We start from the raw sequence: 19,675 nt of genomic DNA, 5'->3' as shown, positions 1-19,675 counted from the left end.
CATAAATGAAGAGAGAGAATAAGAAAATCTTGTTTTGGTTATGTATTGTTTTTGCCTGTTGTTTTTGCAGGAAAGGATATGCTCAAGATGTAGATCTGGAGAATTTTTATAAACCAAATTTTAAAGTAACAGGAAATGTGAATGCCAATATGATGTATTACAAATCTAATATGGAAAATTCGCGTGAACCATTTACTTATTTGTTTTCTGGAAGTTTAAACATAAGTGCTTTTAATTTTAGCGTTCCGTTATTTTATAGTATTACCAATCAAGGAAATAATTTAGGCTATACAGCCCCATTTGATTTTAACAGATTAAGTATTATGCCCAAATACAAATGGGTAAAAGCATACATAGGAAATGTGAGTATGACCTTTTCACCTTACACATTAAGCGGTTATCCGTTTAAAGGATTAGGATTAGAACTTACACCAAATGGCCCTTTTAAAGTAAGTTTAATGGGAGGGCAGCTTTTGAAAGCAGTTTCAGAAGAAAAAGCCATGGGAGGAATTCCGGTTTACCAGCGTTTTGGATATGGAGCAAAAGTGGGGTTTGAGAAAGCACAATACAAATTAGGATGGATTGGTTTTTATGCCAAAGATGATATTAATTCATTAAACATGACCAATGATAAAGGAGTTACGCCAAAAGAAAACTTTGTAAACAGTTTACTTTTCAGCACTTCTTTAGTAAAAAATCTGAATTTAAATGTAGAGTATGCCTTGTCTGTTTTAACAGACGATACACGAAGCAGGCCTATTTCTGGCGGCGGTTTTAGAGATAAGTTATTTTCAAGTAAAGAAAGTACAAGTTTTATGAACGCATTTAATGTTAATTTCGATTACAATATTCAAAAAAGTACAGTAGGATTAACATACGAACGTATTGATCCTAATTATAATACATTAGGAGCTTTGTATTTTAATAACGACTTAGAGAATATAGCGCTGCGTTTTGCGAGACCTTTTTATCAGGATAGAATTACGGTTTCAACCAGTTTAGGATTTCAAAGAGACGATCTCGAAAAAGTAAAGAAGCAGGATACTAAACGAGTAGTAGGTTCTATTAATATGAATTATAGAGTAACAGATCAATTTAATATTACCGGTAGTTATTCCAATTTTTCAACCTATACCAATAAAAAATTAGATCAGTTTGAGCTTATAAACAATCCAAATGTAGTGCAGTCAGATACTTTGGATTACAGACAATTGTCACAAAATGCCAATGTGAATATGTCTTATGCTTTTGGAAAAAAGAGAAATCAAAATTTAAATTTCAACTATAGTATTGCCGGTCAGGCCAATGAACAAGGCGGCGTAATACGAAAAGGCCAGGCAAGTACAGTTCAAAATTATAATCTGGCACACACAGTAAGTTTTTTGACAACAAAAATGTCATTAAACAGCTCACTTAATTATACCAATAATCAAGTAAGCCGAAACAATAATTCTTCGATGGGAGCTTCAGTTGGAGCTTCAAAAAAATTATTCAAAGACAAGTTCAATACCAATCTTGGATTTCTGTATAACAACTCACAAGGAAACATGAATTCAAGTTCTGTATTTGGTATTAAGTTCAACAACAGTTACGTAATGCTCGAAAGACATAACTTTAGTTTAAATGTCATTTCAATGTTTAGAAGCAGTACTAATACGCAGAAATTTAATGATTTAACCGCAACCTTAAATTACTCTTGTTCGCTTGATAAAATCAAACTGCCGGCTAAAAAAGAACCTAAAAAAGAAAAAGAAATAGTTTTAAATCCTATTCTAAAAATAAACTATAAAGACAAAACTTACGAAGGTACGAGAGACGAAATTATAAAACAGCTTCAGGATATGCAGTCGGCACTTCGTCCTATGCCTAAAGAAGATTCAGATGATTTACAGCATTTGCTTACGCTTACAACTTTAACTCCTGATGACGATAGTTTTAAAGAAAAAGCATTGAATTATCTAAAAGCATACGATTTAAATAACGACATCTTAGATAAATACAACCAATATCTCCTTGAAACGGCAAAAAGTTTAAGAGAAGAAATGCTGCGCAAAGATGAAGGTTTTGAAAATGATTATGTTATGGCTCTGGGACGAGTAAATAAACATAAGATGAATGGTGTAAATGAAAAGGATGTTACAGATAAAGTAAGTTATAATTCTTATTTGAAGCTTGTAGAAAGAAAAAACAAAAAACTGCAGCCTTTATTAGTTCACCGCTGGATGCTGCATGAAATTGCAGTACTTTCAAATACACCGGCAGATCAGATGTCTCAAAATGAAAACCTTTCGAATTTTAATAAAGAAGAACTGGGACATTTCTTTAAAATGATGAAAGAGAAGAAAACAGAGGACGAAGTAGTAGAAGAATTAAAAATAAAATTAATCCCATTTTATCATAATCTCGCACTTAAAAATGTAACAGATGATGAGGTTGATTTTAAATTTTTAAAGAATAATTAAGGATCAGGATGCGCTCTTGCATAAGTAAGAGTTTAAAATATAAAAAAGGTAGTATGCTTTATTTTTCAGAAAAACAGAATTATTTGCTTATGAAAAAAAATTACAAAATACATTTAGCTGGGCTGTTAATGATGCTCTCGGTTGTTTTTTCTTATGGGCAGGATATAGCTCCTCCTAAAGAATTAGGCGCCGCTTCCAGTTCTATACAAAAGATCGAAGCAGCTGATCGCTGGGTAGATAAATTTTCGAATCAGGATTTGGTAGAATTGCCAATTGGGATTCGTAATACAGTAAATAATATTCAATACTCTATCGGTATTACAAAGGCGACTTTTTCTCCTGAGTATACTACTTTGACTGTTTTTTGTAGAGTTGATATTCCGCAGAAAGATAAAAACGGACAGCCAATGCAGCTTTTCTTTGGTGCAGATAATGTTAAATTATCACATCAGGGAGGTATTATGGGCGAAGCCAAATTAGTATTGCTGGGCAATGTCGATATTCCGTTTAGCGATAATAAATGGCAGCTTTCCTTATATGGAGGTTTCGATATGGCAACCGGAAATGTAAATGATCTGACTTATGTAAAAATTGACTGTGATGGTTTTAAAGAAATGAAAGTTTCGGGAGCAGTAGAATTTTCTAGAAATTTAATTCTGCCAATAGATCCATTGACTAAAACTGTTGACGAAGCAAAAACGACTATTCCTAAAACATACTACAACGGAAAAACAGTTCAAATACCAAATAGAGTTCGAGGCGAATTTAGCTTTACAGCCGGAAGCTGGAATGATATTTTAGTAAATGTAAGCTTGCAGCCATTTGTTTTAAAAGACAAACGAAACGGAAAAGATTTCGATGGTAATTTTCAGTTTCTGGTAAATAATGCAGTACTGGATTTAAGTGATTTAAAAAATGATCCCGTAGTTGTTTTTCCGGAATATTACGCGAAAAATGCACTTTTAGTACCCAGTCAGGAAGCGTGGAAAGGCGTATTTGTTCAGACTTTTGATGTAGGTCTGCCCAAAGAATTTCAAACCACAGATACCGCATCAAGTAAAGAAAGACTGCACGTAGGAGCACAAAACCTTATCATCGATAAATTTGGAGTTTCGGGTACTTTTTATGCCGATAATGTTTTTCCTTTAGACAGAGGAATAACAAGTCAGGAAAAATCATGGGCCTATTCCTTAGACCATATCGATGTAACTATTGCGGCCAATACCTTTGTAAAAGCAAATTTAAAAGGCCAGATCCTTTTACCCATAAGTAAAGCATCAACAGAGAAAAAAGAAACCCCGGCTCCTGCAGCAAATGGAGCAGGAAATACGCCGCCTAAACAACAGCAGACAAATAGAGCAGGATTAGAGTACAATGGTTTTATCTCTATGGAAGAACAACAATTAGTTGTTATTACAAAAGACTCCATAGCCTTTGATATCTGGAAAGCAAAAGCCTTATTACTGCCTAATAGTTCTGTAGAATTAAAATTAGTCAACGGACGTTTTTTACCTAAAGCAAACTTAAATGGTTCGGTTTCTTTTGGTACCAATAAAGGAGCAACAGATGATAAAGACGTAGAAGGAAAACGTACGGTAGATTTTAAAGGTATTACCTTTGAAAATCTGCAGTTGCAAACCGTTTCGCCTATTATTTCGGTTCGAAACATGGGGTATAAAGGCACAGTTGCTTTTGGAAATTTCCCCGTTTCTATTGGAAACATAAATGTAGCCATTAATGGAGATAATTCCAGAATTGATTTTGATTTAGGAATTAACCTGATGGAAAGCGTTGGTGCCGGAGCCACAGCCCGAATTGGGATAAAGGGTAAAATGTACGATGACGGATACAGACAGCGAAGTCGTTACGACGGTCTGGATTTATCGGCCATTAATATTGATTGCAAATTCAGCGGATTAACAATAAAAGGAGGTCTTATCTTAATGGAAAAAGATCCTGTGTATGGAAATGGATTCAACGCAGATCTTGAAGTTGATGTGGCCGGTGTTGTTAATGTAAAAGCAAAAGCTATTTTTGGACGTACCACTTTTAGATACTGGTATTTTGATGCTGCCGTAAAATGGCCGCCAACTCCTGCACCTTTTATGATTAACGGTTTTGGAGGAGGAGCTTATTATAAAATGCGCCGAAATTCAGATATTGCCATTGGCGACTTTTCTCCATCAGGATTAAGTTATACTCCAGACGAAAAAATAAATCTGGGTGTTAAAGCTTTAATTTATTTTCACGTAGGTTCAGAAACAATCTGCGATGGTGAAGCAGGATTTGAAATCGCGTTTAACTCAAAAGGAGGAGTAAACAGATTAGCTATTTTTGGGAAAGCCAATGTTATGGCAAAAATACCGGGACTTAAAAACGTCACGGATTTAATGACTAAAGTAGCCACAAATGTTACAGCTAAGAAAAGTTTCTTAGGAGTTACAGAAAGTGATCTTAAAGGTTCTTTTGCCAGCAAATATATTCCAGAGGCGAAAGAAGCAATTCCCGGAGATTTATCGGCTGCGGTAGGAATAAAAATGGCAGCAGCTATTGAATTTGATTTTGAAAATAATTCGATGCACGCCACAACAGATGTATACATCAATACGCCAGGAAATTTCCTTTCAGGAACAGGACCGGGAGGACGAGCAGTTTGGGGAGTTTTCCACAAAGATCCAAAAGATTGGTACATGTACATGGGAACACCTGATGACCGATGCGGTATAAAAATAGGCGTAGCCGGAATGTATTTAAAAACAACAAGCTACTTTATGGCTGGAACACTACTTCCGGGAAGCCCGCCGCCGCCGCCTCAGGTTGCACAGATTTTAGGTGTCGATTTAAAAGAGCTCGACTATATGCGTGACGAAAACGCATTGGCAAATGGAGGAGGTATAGCCTTTGGAGCCAGTTTAGATTTTGATACCGGAGATTTAAGTTTCTTACTTTTTTACGCTCGTTTTCAGGCAGGAATGGGATTCGATATTATGCTTAAAGATTATCAGGAAGCAAGATGTTCTAACACGGGAGATCGTGTTGGTATAAACGGATGGTATGCTAACGGACAATCTTATGCTTACCTGCAGGGAGAATTAGGAATTAGAATTAAATTATCATTTTTAAAATTAAAAGTTCCTATTGTTTCAGGAGGAGCCGCTGTTTTATTACAGGCAAAATTACCAAATCCGGTTTGGATGCGAGGCTACATGGCAGGTAACATGAGTATATTGGGAGGATTAATAAAAGGAAAATTCCGCTTTAAATTTGAAATAGGAGAAGAATGTCAATTTGAAAATGCTTCGCCATTAGGAGGTATTAAATTAATAACCGATGTAACTCCAAAACAAAGTACAACAGACGTAGATGTTTTTGCCGTACCGCAAGCCGCGTTTTCAATGAAAGTCAACGAAGCTTTTGTAATTCCCGAAGATGCAGGCGATGTTACTTATAAAGTAATATTAGAAAAATTTAAAGTCTTTGATGGAACAAAAGAAATTCCGGGTGTTTTTGAATGGAGTGCTGCAAAGGACCGAGTTAATTTTGTATCAACAGATATTCTGCCTCCGCACAAAGAGCTTAAAGTTCAGGTTGAGGTTAGTTTTCAAAAAATGGTAAACGGTTCTTTTCAGGCTATTAAAGTAGACGGAAAAGTAGCTACAGAATATGAAGAAAGAATATTTACAACAGGAAGTGCTCCTAACCATATTCCGCTTACCAATATTAAATATTCATATCCAATTGTAGATCAAAAATATTTCCTTGAAGAAGAATATCCTAAAGGGTATATTCAGCTAAAACGAGGACAGGATTATTTATTTGAAGATTCAAATTGGGAAACCAGTATAAAAATGGATCAGGACGGAACTTCAAATTCAAAAGCTGTAGCGTTTAATTATGATACAGGTTCAAACGAAGTATATTACAATTTGCCAAACATAGATCAGGATAAGAAATACAATTTTTCAATCGTAAGTAGTTTGAAACAGAATCCAACCAAATCTACTTCAGCAGGTGTAAAAACCAATACAATTAATAATGAAGGGAATGATATTCAAGTAAAAGAAAATCAGGCCGATGCATTGTCTAAAGCGGAAGGAAGCATTGATCGTTTGACCTATTCGTTTAATACGAGTAAATACAGAACCTTTGCATCTAAAATGAATGCAATAAGCACACAAAGCTATAATTTTGGAGTTCTCTATTCAGATGTTATTTATTTAACCAACACAATTTCAAGTCAGGAAGCATTTGATCTAGTTGAGCTTAGAGGAGTAAATTACAGCGATAATAAAGCAATTATAACAGCCGAATCAAAACTAAACGATCAATATTATACAACAGATATTTTTCCTTATCTATACAAAGATTATCCTTTAAATGGTAATTTCTCGATCAGTAATAGAGATACAAGCGAGTTAGGAGTTGTACCTGCAAAAGCAATACCGCTTAATGCTTATTATATGACTAGTATAGAAAACGAAGTTAACGAATCGTGGACAAAAGAGAATTTTCCGTTTAAGTATAATTTGCCGTTGCTTTATAAACAAGACTGGATGGATTTAAACAATCAAATTGTAAACTCTTACGTAAACGGAGAAGCAGGTGTTTCGGCACTTGCACAGCGATTTATAAACAGCAATTTCCTATTTATGCGATACGGAAATTACGAAATAGTAATGAAATATAATCTCCCGGGAGATAAACAAGCGAATCAGTTTGTTTATAAATTCAAAAACAACAATAATTTTAGATAAGCTTAATTATCAAATAAGCATTCTTAAAAAAGAAAATGCCGCTTAATTTTAAGCGGCATTTTTTATAATTATATTATTTGCTCCTGCCAAAAAACAATAAAAAGGCGGCATAAATTTGAAGAATTGACTGCAAAATAATGATGATTCCGTTTAAAGGATGATTAGCTAATTCATATTTTATAATTGGAGGAAGTACATTTATTCCTAAAATAATTAAAACCAATAAAACATATTTAGTCCAGCTTACCTCAAATCTAATGAGTATTGCGAGTATTAGCATTAATGAAACAGATATGATACCTGATTTTACTCCCAATTTTGATGAAGGTATTTCGGTTGACATAAAAAAGTTGACCACCCCAAGTGCTGCAGAGATAAAGATCAAATTTGATGATTTAATATAATTTGGCTTTGAAGAAATTTTCATTTTTAGTTTTTTATTTTATTGGTTATCATATAAGATAACCAAATTTTACAAAAGTATTATCAAATTTGAATCTTTATAAAGTTAACTTAATTCTCATAATTAAAATGAAAGAAATTAAAGATCTACAAGATATCAAAAAATTGACAACGGAGTTTCTAACCACATTAAAACCAGCAGAAGATGAAAAAGATTGTTATGTAGCCGAAATCAAACTATTAGATTATTACGAATTAGGTTCTGTAATTACTAATATGCTAAAATTGTGTATTTTGGCTTTGGAGCATGACGAGCATAAAATTTCGGAAACAGGAAAAGATCAATCAATAAATGTTGGACTCATGCTCGAAGTTGTATTACAGCTGTTTCCCTTAGATGAATTTGAATTTCTTAGCGAAATGAAACAAATGGCTGCTTCAAAGTTATAAAAAGCAGCCCTTTTGATTTATTTTAAAAAAACCTTATGACTACATTCTAATGTCTTATCGTGAATTATTTTGAATTCTAACCTCAATAAATTTGATTCAGCCAAAATATGGCGCTTAATTCTTTTCTTGATTTAAGCAGAAAAACTTCAAATTATTAATTAGATAAACAAAACAAAATGGCTTCAAATAAATTAAATGCAGTATTAGCTAGAAATACTGAAAATGCTCCAAAAAGTATCGGTCCTTATTCACAAACCGTCGCTTTTTCTCATTACAATAATCTTTCGGCACAATTACCTATCGATCCAAAATCGGGTAAAATAGTTGCTGGCGGTGTAAAAGAACAAGCAGAACAATGTTTTAAAAACATCAAAGCCATTGTAGAAAGCATTGATCACGTTATGAGCGATGTTGTTAAAATCACGGTTTTTGTTACCAATATTAAAGACATTGATACAGTAGACGAAGTTTATAAAACTTTCTTCGCAACTTATATGCCTACAAGAACTACAGTTGCAGTTGCAGCTTTGCCTAAAAATGCATTGGTACAAATAGAAGCATTAGTTTCCAACGGCGAAGGCACAATCCCAAATGCGCCTCAATCTGGTGATTTGATAAAGCTTACCAACAATACGGCAAATGCGCCGCTAAGTGCTTTGTCTGCGCAAACAGTTTCATTTTCTCATTACAATAACCTTTCGGCTCAATTGCCTATCGATCCCAAAACAGGCAGATTGGTTATTGGCGGTGTAAAAGAGCAAACGGTACAATGTTTAAAAAATATTAAGGCAGTTTTAGAAAGTATCGATGTTCCTTTAGATGATGTTGTAAAGATTAATATCTTCCTTAAAAACCTTTCAGATATTGATGCTGTAAACGAAGTTTATACCACGTTTTTCCCAGATTCGGCGATTGCAAGAGCTGTGGCTTATTTTCCAGCACGTACAACAATTGCAGCTTCAGCATTGCCTATGCACGCTTTGGTACAGATAGAAGCAGTAGTTTCTCACGGAGACGGAACGCCTCCGCAAGCCATTGAAGACAGACACGGAATCGTTATAAAAGCAAACAATACAGAACATGTGCCAAAGTGCTCAATATCGACACAAACGGTGGCTTTTTCTCATTATAATCATCTTTCGGCTCAATTGCCTTTAGATCCAAAAACGGGTAAACTTGTAACCGGAGGTATAAAAGAACAAGCAGAACAATGCTTGAAAAATAGTAAGGCAATTTTAGAAAGCATCAACCATGTCATGGATGATGTGGTTAAAGTAAATATCTTCCTTAAAAACATCGAAGATATTGAGGCTGTAGATAATGTTTATATAAAATTCTTCCCGAGTGGTATTCCTGCCCGCAGAACAGTTGGTGTATCGGCTTTGCTTAAAGATGCGTTAATTCAGATAGATGTAGTGGCAGCAAATGCAGAAGGAACACCTCCAAACGCATAGCGATTAATAATAAGAATCAGCAATCTATTATAATTATAAAAGGGCTGTCTCAATTTTTATTTGAGGCAGCCCTTTATATTAATTTTGGTTTATAAAGTAATACTTTTAAAAATTAGTATTTACTTTTTTAGAGCGATCTGCAATGTACGAGATAAGCCAGATTACCTGTCCGTCTTTTACAAAGTATATTTTTTTAGTCTCTAAATTTGGAATCGCTTCAAGGCACGAAACAAGAATATTATTGGCAGATATTAAGTATTTCTGTTCGTATGTACTTAAAACTCTCGCAGCTTCTGAATTGGTTTTAGCAAGACTGGTAAATTTACTGAAGTTATTTTTTAGAATTGCATCGTAATCTATAACGTCTTGTAAGGTTAAAGCAATATAATGCTCTTTTACATTTTCATTATAGAATAAAGTTGAGAATGCCCAAACAGCGCCACCTGATAAATATATCTTATCCTTTTTTAATAAAAGAGGATTTTTGTCAAACAGATCTTTTACTTTTTTACGCAGCACCTGATTAAAATCAAAAGACTTTTCCTGATAAGTCGACATGTCATTTGCCTGAGACGGATTTAGAACTGTTTTTTGTACAGCATCTGTAAGTGTCATTGTACCAAAATCTAATTCTAAAGGTATAAACTCAAGTTTGTTGTCTTTTAATTCATCAATATAACCGCCTTTAGTTGTTTGAGCACCAATATCAAGAAGAAAAGCATTTGCATAATCAACAGGAGGCATAGCACCTTTTACTAATGTTTTAGGTTCTTCGTTAACATCAAGTATTTCAAGTTCTTTATTGGTAAGAGTAGCAATTTTGCTTTTTAAAGCGTCAATATTACGAGCATTTGCAAAAACCGGAGCGGCTACGATAAAGATATTTTCTTCAAGAATTTTGTGCTCGGCTCTTATTTTTTTCAATTGATCAACAACTGTAACAGTCGTTTTGTTGATGTCTTCCTGAGTAAGTTCTCCGTTAGCCGAAATATGATCGGCAAAAGGAATTCTTTCAGTCCAGAAAGAAAGGATTTTATAGTCAGCTTTCTTAATGTTATTTACATCTAGAACTGAAACTTTTATTGCTCTGCGTCCAATTTCAATTCCCGCATAAATACTTTTTTGAGAAAATGCATTGATGGAAAAAAATAAATTTAAAAGAACAAAAAATAGAATCTGGGGTGTGTTGTTTTTAAGCATTGTGTTTAAATATGATTATATATAATTTGTTTTTGGATAAGGACTTTAAGGCAATTTCATGGTATTTGTGTGAAAGTCATAATTTTGTATCGAAAATAACGGGTTTCAATATAAGATTGCAAATTTATAAAAACATTTACTAAAATAAACTCCGTTATTAAGAAAACATATTAATTAATTTATTGTTGTGTATTGAAGTTAGTTTTTCTTTACAAAATGCTTTTGTTTTGGATTTTTTTGCCTTACAAAAGCAGTGTAAAACTTTTATCATTTTGATAGCTAGTCATATCATTTTGATAAATGTTTATAGGATAGATAATATTGTTTTGTTTTTATTTTGTTGGTATTCATTTGTTTAAGATGTCTTTCGTTGTTTTGGCATGCAGTTTGAGTTTAGATAAGCAAAAAACAATGAATTAAAAATAAAGAATATGAAAGTAAATAAAATAAGAAAAAAAGATAAATTGAACCTAGATATAGCACATAACTCAATCCGAACAAAAGATAGAATCGTTAACTCAATTGTGTTTACTATAGTTTTTTGTATCGCTATTTTTATAATTTCCAGAATAGTTTAGATTTTGTATGAGTTTCTGTTGCTATTATTACCGTGCCAGTTTTTAAGTATTTTTACTGTGAATATTTGGGAGAGGGGAGTGTGATATTTTTTCGTATAAAACAAATAACTAAGTTTTAATTGTGTCAATAATTTCAAAATAAAGTTCAGGTAAGATTATTTTGATATCCTGTGAGGTTTCTTCCTTAAACCAGTACAATATGAAATTCACTTTTACACTTTTTAGTTCATAGTGTTTTGATTTCATTTCCTCAATTTTTTTAATGAATAACTTTGAGAACTTCAATACAGATTGCCCGTTTGAATTTAAGCATTCATCATCATTAACATATAGCATCTCTCCACAGGCCAGTTGGGAAACTAAAATCTGTTTGTTAATAAAATAGTCTAGCCAAATGTCTTTAAAGGTTGCGTGTACAGCAATTTTATCCGGTGCAGCATAAACTTCAAAATCATTTATTTGTTTCAAATTTTCTGCAGCCAAATGATTGAAATAGTTTGCATTTACGTGAATGTTTAGATTGCTTTTAGCTCGGGTCATCGCTACGTATACTTGTCGCTTACATTCATCTGTAGTCATATTAAAATTCTCAAGCAAAAGGAATACATTATCAAATTCTTTTCCTTTAGCTTTATGAATGGTTGACACAAAAATTGTTTCGCCATTTTCATTATAAAAATCCTCCAATTTAGATTCCCGAATTAAAACTTCTAAATCAGATTTGTATTTTTTATAAGGATTAGTGGTTTCAAAATCTTTGATGATATTGAGGCAAATCTCTAATTTATTGCTATTGCCGAAGGTTTTTGTTAGCTCTCGTTTAGCATTGTTCCAAACTTCATCGCTGATGGTGTAAATATCAGGTCCTAAATCTACCTTATTCATTAAATACCGAACTTCAACAAGATTACACAAACTAAAACCATCATTAGATTGTATCAGTTTTGCCTTGATATCATTCTTTAAAAGTAAACCAGTAACTTTTATAGCCTCCTCATTAGTTTTTGTGAGTACGCAGGTAGTTCCGGAAAGATCTGTGTTAACGATATCATTTACAAGAGGCGTAATAAGATTACTGTTTTGATATCTGACAACCTTGATTTTTCCATTATCGCTTTGATTTGCAATGATTGGTGTTTCTTTTAGGCGGTGTTGAATTTGTTGGACAAATTGATTCGAAAATGAAACCAGATTAGTTTTACTACGATAATTTTCAATCAATTCATGTTTTATGGCCTTGTTGTCATAAATGAACTGTTGAAGATATTTAGAACTTGCTCCCCTAAATTCATAAATATTTTGATCATCATCTCCCACAGCAATAACCCTCATTTCTTCATTTTGTTCCATCAATGCGTTTATAAGAGCAAACTCATCCGCATTCATATCCTGAGCTTCGTCAATTACTAAAACAGCTTTAGTAATTTTATTAGCCTCGACATCACCGTTTTTAATTCTTTCAACCGTCATGTTTAAAATATCGGTCGATTTTTCTAAAGTACCAACCTTACCCAAAAGATCAAAACAGTAAGAATGGAATGTTTTAATTTCGATAAAGTTTGCTGCATTACCAATCAGTTTTAATAAACGTTTTTTAAATTCGGTAGCTGCAGCCCTTGAAAATGTCAGCATTAACAATTGCTCGTGCTTAACATCCTCCATTAATAGGAGCGAAGCCAGTTTGTGGATTAATACCTTTGTTTTTCCACTACCTGGACCAGCAGCGACCACTATGTGTTGTGTTTCATTGTCTTTTATAATTTTTAATTGTGTAGGTGAAAGATCTCCAAATAGCTGCCTGAATTTTGCAGGAGTAATATTCCGCGTAATCTCATTCTGTCTCTCACTGCCTTTAAAATATTTGTTTAAGAAAGAGCTATAATTAAGCTGAAAATAATCTTCTACAAACTGAAGTGCATCTCTGTAATCTTTAATCATTCTTTGGGCATATTCGCCCACTATGTGTATTTGCTGAACTTTACTTTGGTAAAACTGGTTGAGCTTTTGATAATCATCTTTAGTATATCGTTTTTTATTATCTTGTTCAGTTCGCTCAATGGTTAAACGATTATAAACGACAAGAAAACCGCCTTCTATCTTTATTGCCTCAATTCGCGAAAGATAGAACAACGTGTCTTCAATGTCATAAATACTTATTTCTTTTTTGAAAAGGCTTAAGCTATTATCATAAGCAGCTTTTAGTTCGTGTACTGAAAATTCAACTAAAATCTCCTCTTTATCTGTCTGATCTTTTATTACTTCGGTGCGCGTTTTATCATAAAAGAAATTAATGATAAATGTTGCAAGTTCATGACGTTTTTCGAGTTTGTCTTTTAATTGTTCTTTAGTTTGAAGACAAAGTACAGCAATGTAGTTCTTGGAATGTTGTGAGTTCTTTCTTTTAATCCAGTTCTTAATAGACCAAAAGTTAATTATCGTTTTTAGTTTATTAGTGTTTACATCGTTACAGTCATTTTTTTCAGCCAGCTCGTTTAATTCTTTCAAATGAAAAATACTTTCTTCTTCTTTGAACACTGATAGTAAAAAGTTTTCAATTTTGCTGTACGACTCTACGATAGCAAGAGAACGGTTTTTGTTGTCTGTGTTCTTGATAAATGCAGTCAAATCCTTGGCATCGGCGAGAATATTTTCTTCACGAAATAAGGTTATTACATTAATAACTTCTTCTTTTTTAATGCCTAAATGATCGCTAATATAGTCTACCCTTGATTCGGGAGTTTCGTTGTTCGTCTCCTTTCTACTTTTGCTTGAAAAGAGTTTTTTTATAATACGTACACCATGTTCTTTTTGCTTTTCTTCAAATTTTTCCGAAGTGTTTATTTTATCAATGGCTTCTTGGGCATTTTTAGATAAAATACTGCTAGCAAATATCCTCGGCATATTTTGTCCACGTTTTAAATATCCCGCGTCTTCAAGGGCGGCAATTGCGGTGGTAACACGTGTTTCTATTTCTACAACATTATCATCCCAACCTGCCTTTCGCGCGATTTCCAATGCTGAATAAGATATTTGAGAACGAAATCTTGTAATATCCTTTATTGCTTTCCATACTTGCTGAATTTCCTTAATTGAAAGTTTAGTCTGGTTTAGCAAAATAAAATGCTTACTGAGATCTTCTTCGTTAAACAACACAAAACAATCAGCCGAAATATTTTCATCCCTGCCTGCGCGTCCTGCTTCCTGCACATAGTTTTCAAGTGAATCTGAAATTTCATAATGAATCACCATGCCTATATCTTTCTTGTCTACTCCCATACCAAATGCAGAAGTAGCCACCATAATTTGCACTTCACCATTTAAAAAGGCATCCTGATTTTTGGTTTTTTCCTGTTTATCCATTTTGCCATGGTATGGTTTTGCATTAAAACCGTCTTTTATTAACTGCTCGGCAAGTTTGTAAGCTTTGAGCGTTCTGGACACATAGATAATTGTGGGACAGTTTTTTTCTTCAATTAAATCCCGGGTAGTCAAATATTTCTCTTCTTCATTTTGCTTTTCATAAACTTTATATTGAAGGTTAGTTCTTGACGCTTTCGACGTAAATATTTCAAGATTCAGCGATAACTTTTCTCTAAAGTAATCCCGAATATCTTCAATTACCTTCTGTTTGGCTGTTGCGGTAAAGCAAGATACCGGTATACCATCTTCAAGGTTTTTCTTTTCCTGAATTAATTTTATAAAATCGCCAATGTATAGATAATCAACCCTGAAATCTTGTCCCCATGACGAAAAACAGTGTGCTTCATCAATTACAAAACGGGCCACTTTTCGACCTAAAATCAGCTTTTCGATCGTTTTTGAACGCAGTGATTCAGGTGAAATATATAGAATAGAAGCAGAGCCGTCTTCAATCCTTTCAAACGATTTGCCTCTTTCAATCGGATCTAATAGTCCGTTGATAGTAACTGCGTCAGTTATGCCATTTCTTTCAAGGTTGTCGACTTGGTCTTTCATTAACGACTGAAGCGGAGAAATTATGATAGTCAACCCTTTCGAGTTTTCGGCACTCATAAGAGCTGGAACCTGAAATGTAATTGATTTTCCGCCGCCAGTTGGAAAAACAGCCAGTATCGACTTGTTGTTAACGGCGGCCTTAACAGCTTTTTCCTGAAGTGGTTCACCACCATAAGTTCGGTAAGAATCAAAGCCAAAGAATTTTTTTAGTCCTTTGTAGGTGTCCAATGCGTTGTTACAGTAAGTACAACCCGTTAAACAAGGTTTACTTCGTAATAATAGCATTATGCGTTCTACCTCGGGATAGTTTTTAAGGACCCATGGAGGTGTAATGGAATGAACCTTTTTATGAATTATAAATGAATTAATCAGCGACAGGCAATACGCCAATTCGATAGGATGTTCAGATATTGTTTTGGTGAGATCTGACTGTTCACAAATTTCACCGTGGAATTTTAATCTAATCTGCGCTTCTGCATCATAACTTGTATTCATATAATTTACAAACCGAAAAAAAGCTCCGAACTCTTTTGTACGATTTAAAAGAAGATGAAAAATTTCTTTCAGGGTTTCATCCGTTTGCCTAAAAGCGGCAATTTCACTATTGAATAAATCTCGTGCTTTAATGGAATCGTTTAACGGGTTGTTTACATCTTCCGTCTGAAGTTTATCATCTTTTAATAACGCATGGTAAGGTTTAGTTGGAAATAGCAAAGGAGATAAATGTAACGTATCAATTATGTTTGAAGAGTTAATGCCAGCATCATGAATTACTTTACCTATATATTTTATATCGTGATTTAAAATGTTGTGTCCGCATATATAATCGTCACCTTTAAGGAATTCTGCGAAATCTCCCAAAGATGCTTTATGGAATTGATTACCATTTTCTTTAATTGCACCTATATCAAGGATTTTACCTTTTGTTGGTTCAATTTCGGTATCAATGAATGTAATTAAACGAGTATTCTTTTTTTCATCTATTAGCATTAAACTCAACAAGATTATGGTTTTTTAAATCAAACTATAAATACATAAATGTTTAACGGCGAGTAGGATATGTAGCTAATTTAGTGTTTAATTTCTAGATTTAAAACACTTATGTTAAATCAAGGTTTTTGCTTTGCCAGAACTCTGTAACTTTTCAGCTATATTTGTTTTAGCCAGAAGAACTCAGGTCAAAAGTTAGCAATTTCCGGTAGTCGTAAGGAGTTGGTAGTAATTTTTTCAGACAAGAGTATTAGCATCAATCAGGGAATTATATGATAAAAGATATTTGGAAACAACCTGCAAAAGGTTTTACTGAAGCAACAATTGGAAGAACAGAAGAGCAAATTGTTCAAAAAGAAGTTGAAATTAGTTTTAAGAAGTGGCACAAAGTCAGAGATATTTGCGCAGCGTTTGTTGGAACATCTCGAAGAGCTGGGATTTACTGAGATTGTATTCATGAGCATTTTTTTAAATTAAATTTATGGAACAAAAAAAGCTACAGATCGCTCTGAAGCTTTAATCGTTGTAGCGGGAATTCAAATATTCGACGTGGCGTATATAAGTCCAACCAACGGTTTAATTTTTGAAATAAAAAAAAGCTCCAGATTTCTCTGAAGCTTTGTCTTAGTAGCGGGAACAGGACTCGAACCTGTGTCCGCCGTGGCGGATAATAGCCCGATGATCTATGATTAGGAAATAAGACTTTTAATGAATTCTCTTCCTACTCCAGTTTTTAGGTGTTTTTCTCTTTTAAGAGTTTCTGTTTTAGAATTGAAGAATTCAACATGAATTACTTTCCATGGTCTGAATTTTGGAGTATAACCTTTTGTTTCAAGAAAGTTATGTGATTTAAATCTTTCAATTAGATTAGAAGTAAAACCCGTATAAGTTTTTTTGAATTTTTCAGAATAAAGAATGTAGACAACAAATTCATCCATATCATAAATATTATAACAAAAAAACACCACTTGTATTAAGTGGTGTTTTTTATTAGTAGCGGGAACAGGACTCGAACCTGTGACCTTCGGGTTATGAGCCCGACGAGCTGCCTACTGCTCTATCCCGCGATGTTTCGTGTGCAAAGATAAGTACTAAATACTGTTATGCAAAGAAATTAATGAAAAATTTTTGTTAAATCAATCTTCAGTTGTAACTGTTTGGTTTGTAGCAAATTGAAAACTTGTTTTGTTTGAGTTAGATCTTGTATTCGAGTAATTCTAAGTATGGATTGCTTTTTAAACCTAATAATTTTCCAAAAGCTGGTTCAGTTTTGTAACCATTTTGCTTGAGTTTGACGATTTCTAATCGAAAGTTTTCACCTTTTGATTCCAGAATTTGATGTTCGATAATCATGTGTTTGTAACCATTTTGATCTTTGGTTGGAATGTTTTGTCCAAAGAGTTCTATTTCGAAATCATTTATTTTGAAGTTTACAACAATAGAATCGTGCTCATTAATTGTAGTTTCCTGAATTTTAAATTCGGTTTCATTTTTGAAAAAAGCAGAAACTTTATTGATAAATTCGGTTTTGTTTTTCCAATAGCAAACAATATCGAGATCACTGTTTTTAATATCAATATTTATCGGGATTGTGCCAACCAGAATTGGATCAAATTCAGATAAAAATTCTAAAACCTTATTTTGGGTTAAGATTTCGTAAGCCTGAATTTGTCTGGGATTTCCGGTTTTTAAATAGTCGATATTGGTAAAATCAATCATTAATTTAATTATTCCTTGATATAATTTTTTTCTTCGTTAATTTCCTGCTGCAATCTTTTATTGATGTTGACTTTGGCATTAGTAAAAACAAAAATTGTTGTTTCGTATTCTCGGGCGTATTTATTTGTGATTTGACCCGCTGTAAAAGCAGATTCAAAATACGGACTTGTTTCTTTAAATTCATTACTATTTTCTTCAAATTCCTTAACCCGAATGAGGTTTTTGTAATAGACATTTAAGTTGAACCAATTTACATAATCGGCATTAAAAGAAACGGCTTTAATTCCTTTTTTGGTATAAAAATTAATGGCCCCGGCTTGCCCGTAATTGTCGCAAAGTACTAACGTATTTTCTGATTTAGGAAACAAAGCATAAACCGAATCGGTTTTTTGGGCGAGTTCTTTCCAGCCCAGCATATCGGCAAAATCTTGAGGCAAATCGTGTTTTTTGCCGTCTTCCCAGTAATAAGTTTCGAGTTTTGCAGTAACTATTTTTTCCGGACTTTTATTTGGGAAAACCAGATAGTACATTGGAACAAAAAATAGCAGCGGAAGTGCAATTAAAACGGGCTTTAAATAGCGTTTCCACCCTGTTTTTAAAACATCTGCAAGAAAAACGGAACCAAATGCAATGTAAATAGGGTACAACCCAATTGCATAATAGGCTTTGGCTTTAAAGTATAAAAACACAAGTAGTGTTAAGATTATCGAAGCAAAAAAGAGCTTGAATTTTTCAAATGGTTTATAGAATAATAAGGCGTAAAACGAAGCAAGAATAACAAAGAAGGATCCAATAAAAAAGAAAAGCTGTTCTTTTAAAAAATCGGTGCGGTTTACATTTACCAATTGTGTTTCGGCCAATTCTTTCATGTGATGTACAATAGGAAAATGATTGTTGTACTGCCATAACAGATTAGGCAGAATCAAAATCAATCCTAAAATCAATGCGAAATAGAGTTTTTTCTCTGCTAGTATTTTTCTTTGTTTCGAAAGTAGAAACGCTGGCAGAAGTCCGATTAAGAGAAAGATAATATTATATTTATTTAGAAATCCAAGAGCAAAAACAACTGCTCCAATGTAAAGCCATTTAGGTTTTTCGGTAATAATATATTGTATTAAAATATAATAAAATGTCGTCCAGCACAAAACATCAAATGAATTGGGCTGATACAACATGTTGATTCTTAATAATGCAGAGAAAACAATACATGTCGCGCCTAAGACCAAAGCATAAAGGTTTCCTTTTAAGCTTTCGATTGTTTTCCAAACAACTAAAAGTGTCAAAGAGCCAAAAAGAGCAGGGAAGAACTTAACCCAAAAAACAGAATTCCCGAGCAGTAAAATAAGATAGGAAAACCAGGAAGTAACAGGCGGAACAGATAAATATCCCCAAGCCAAATGATGTGCCTGATCCAGATGCAGGTATTCGTCGCGCTGCAAATCATATTCGGGACTTAGTAAAACATACTGCAGCACAAATTTTAGTATAATAAACCCAATTAGAATGAGTGTTTTTTTGGTCATGGAGCTTTTGGTTTTTAATAAAAGGTTTTGTATCAGTTAAATAAAATGCAAAGCGAATATAGGATTTATTTTGATTTTTTATTTGGATGAAATTCTGTTTTCTGAAAATAAAAAAGCCCCAGATTTCTCTGAAGCTAATTTGTTAAAATTTCAATATTGAGAATTAAT

At 33.4% G+C, this 19,675-nt stretch carries 11 protein-coding genes and 1 tRNA gene; 5 read left to right on the top strand and 7 right to left on the bottom strand.

Annotation, left to right across the window (positions count from 1 at the left end):
• Nucleotides 1-5 precede the first annotated feature (5 nt).
• Both AC1RRQ_RS04165 and AC1RRQ_RS04160 read left to right on the top strand, forming a co-directional pair.
• Nucleotides 6-2,462 carry a TonB-dependent receptor gene (locus AC1RRQ_RS04165; protein ID WP_493021702.1) on the top strand — a complete coding sequence of 819 codons (2,457 nt, stop codon included), beginning with the start codon at nt 6-8 and terminating at the stop codon, nt 2,460-2,462.
• An 89-nt stretch (nt 2,463-2,551) separates the two neighbouring features.
• Nucleotides 2,552-7,216 carry a hypothetical protein gene (locus AC1RRQ_RS04160; RefSeq protein ID WP_493021700.1) on the top strand — a complete coding sequence of 1,555 codons (4,665 nt, stop codon included), beginning with the start codon at nt 2,552-2,554 and terminating at the stop codon, nt 7,214-7,216.
• Nucleotides 7,217-7,289: 73 nt separating this feature from the next.
• Here AC1RRQ_RS04160 and AC1RRQ_RS04155 read toward each other — a convergent pair whose 3' ends face one another.
• The gene (locus tag AC1RRQ_RS04155; protein WP_493021698.1) at nt 7,290-7,643 is read right to left on the bottom strand and encodes a hypothetical protein; all 354 of its coding nucleotides are present in this window, start codon (nt 7,641-7,643) and stop codon (nt 7,290-7,292) included.
• 104 nt (nt 7,644-7,747) lie between these two features.
• On the opposite strand from AC1RRQ_RS04155, the gene AC1RRQ_RS04150 reads away from it, so the two are divergent.
• Together AC1RRQ_RS04150 and AC1RRQ_RS04145 are read left to right on the top strand one after the other, a co-directional pair.
• Complete coding sequence (locus AC1RRQ_RS04150) at nt 7,748-8,068, top strand: hypothetical protein (protein ID WP_493021696.1); 321 nt, start codon at nt 7,748-7,750, stop codon at nt 8,066-8,068.
• Between the two features lie 176 nt (nt 8,069-8,244).
• Complete coding sequence (locus AC1RRQ_RS04145) at nt 8,245-9,522, top strand: RidA family protein (protein ID WP_493021694.1); 1,278 nt, start codon at nt 8,245-8,247, stop codon at nt 9,520-9,522.
• Nucleotides 9,523-9,627: 105 nt separating this feature from the next.
• On the opposite strand, the gene AC1RRQ_RS04140 is transcribed toward AC1RRQ_RS04145, so the two are convergent.
• On the bottom strand, nt 9,628-10,722 hold the full coding sequence (locus AC1RRQ_RS04140) for a Ppx/GppA phosphatase family protein (RefSeq protein ID WP_493021692.1): 1,095 nt from the start codon (nt 10,720-10,722) through the stop codon (nt 9,628-9,630).
• A gap of 686 nt (nt 10,723-11,408) precedes the next feature.
• Nucleotides 11,409-16,277 (bottom strand): RecQ family ATP-dependent DNA helicase, encoded by a 4,869-nt coding sequence (locus AC1RRQ_RS04135; RefSeq protein WP_493021690.1) that lies wholly within the window; start codon nt 16,275-16,277, stop codon nt 11,409-11,411.
• A gap of 260 nt (nt 16,278-16,537) precedes the next feature.
• Here AC1RRQ_RS04135 and AC1RRQ_RS04130 point away from each other — a divergent pair, with 260 nt between their 5' ends.
• The gene (locus tag AC1RRQ_RS04130) at nt 16,538-16,711 is read left to right on the top strand and encodes a hypothetical protein (protein WP_493021688.1); all 174 of its coding nucleotides are present in this window, start codon (nt 16,538-16,540) and stop codon (nt 16,709-16,711) included.
• A 243-nt stretch (nt 16,712-16,954) separates the two neighbouring features.
• Here the strand turns inward: AC1RRQ_RS04130 and AC1RRQ_RS04125 are convergent, their stop codons facing one another.
• The 4 genes from AC1RRQ_RS04125 to AC1RRQ_RS04110 form a co-directional block, all read right to left on the bottom strand.
• Entirely contained in the window at nt 16,955-17,203 is a 249-nt protein-coding gene (locus AC1RRQ_RS04125; RefSeq protein ID WP_493021686.1) for a GIY-YIG nuclease family protein, read from the bottom strand.
• A gap of 56 nt (nt 17,204-17,259) precedes the next feature.
• Nucleotides 17,260-17,332 (bottom strand) — tRNA-Met (locus AC1RRQ_RS04120).
• Between the two features lie 127 nt (nt 17,333-17,459).
• The gene (locus tag AC1RRQ_RS04115) at nt 17,460-17,984 is read right to left on the bottom strand and encodes a DUF4269 domain-containing protein (RefSeq protein WP_493021684.1); all 525 of its coding nucleotides are present in this window, start codon (nt 17,982-17,984) and stop codon (nt 17,460-17,462) included.
• Nucleotides 17,985-17,992: 8 nt separating this feature from the next.
• On the bottom strand, nt 17,993-19,507 hold the full coding sequence (locus AC1RRQ_RS04110; RefSeq protein ID WP_493021682.1) for a glycosyltransferase family 39 protein: 1,515 nt from the start codon (nt 19,505-19,507) through the stop codon (nt 17,993-17,995).
• Between the last annotated feature and the right edge of the window lie 168 nt (nt 19,508-19,675).

The organism is Flavobacterium sp. GW821-FHT12A05, from assembly GCF_058807735.1.
This window is presented reverse-complemented; position numbering and strand designations above follow the sequence as displayed.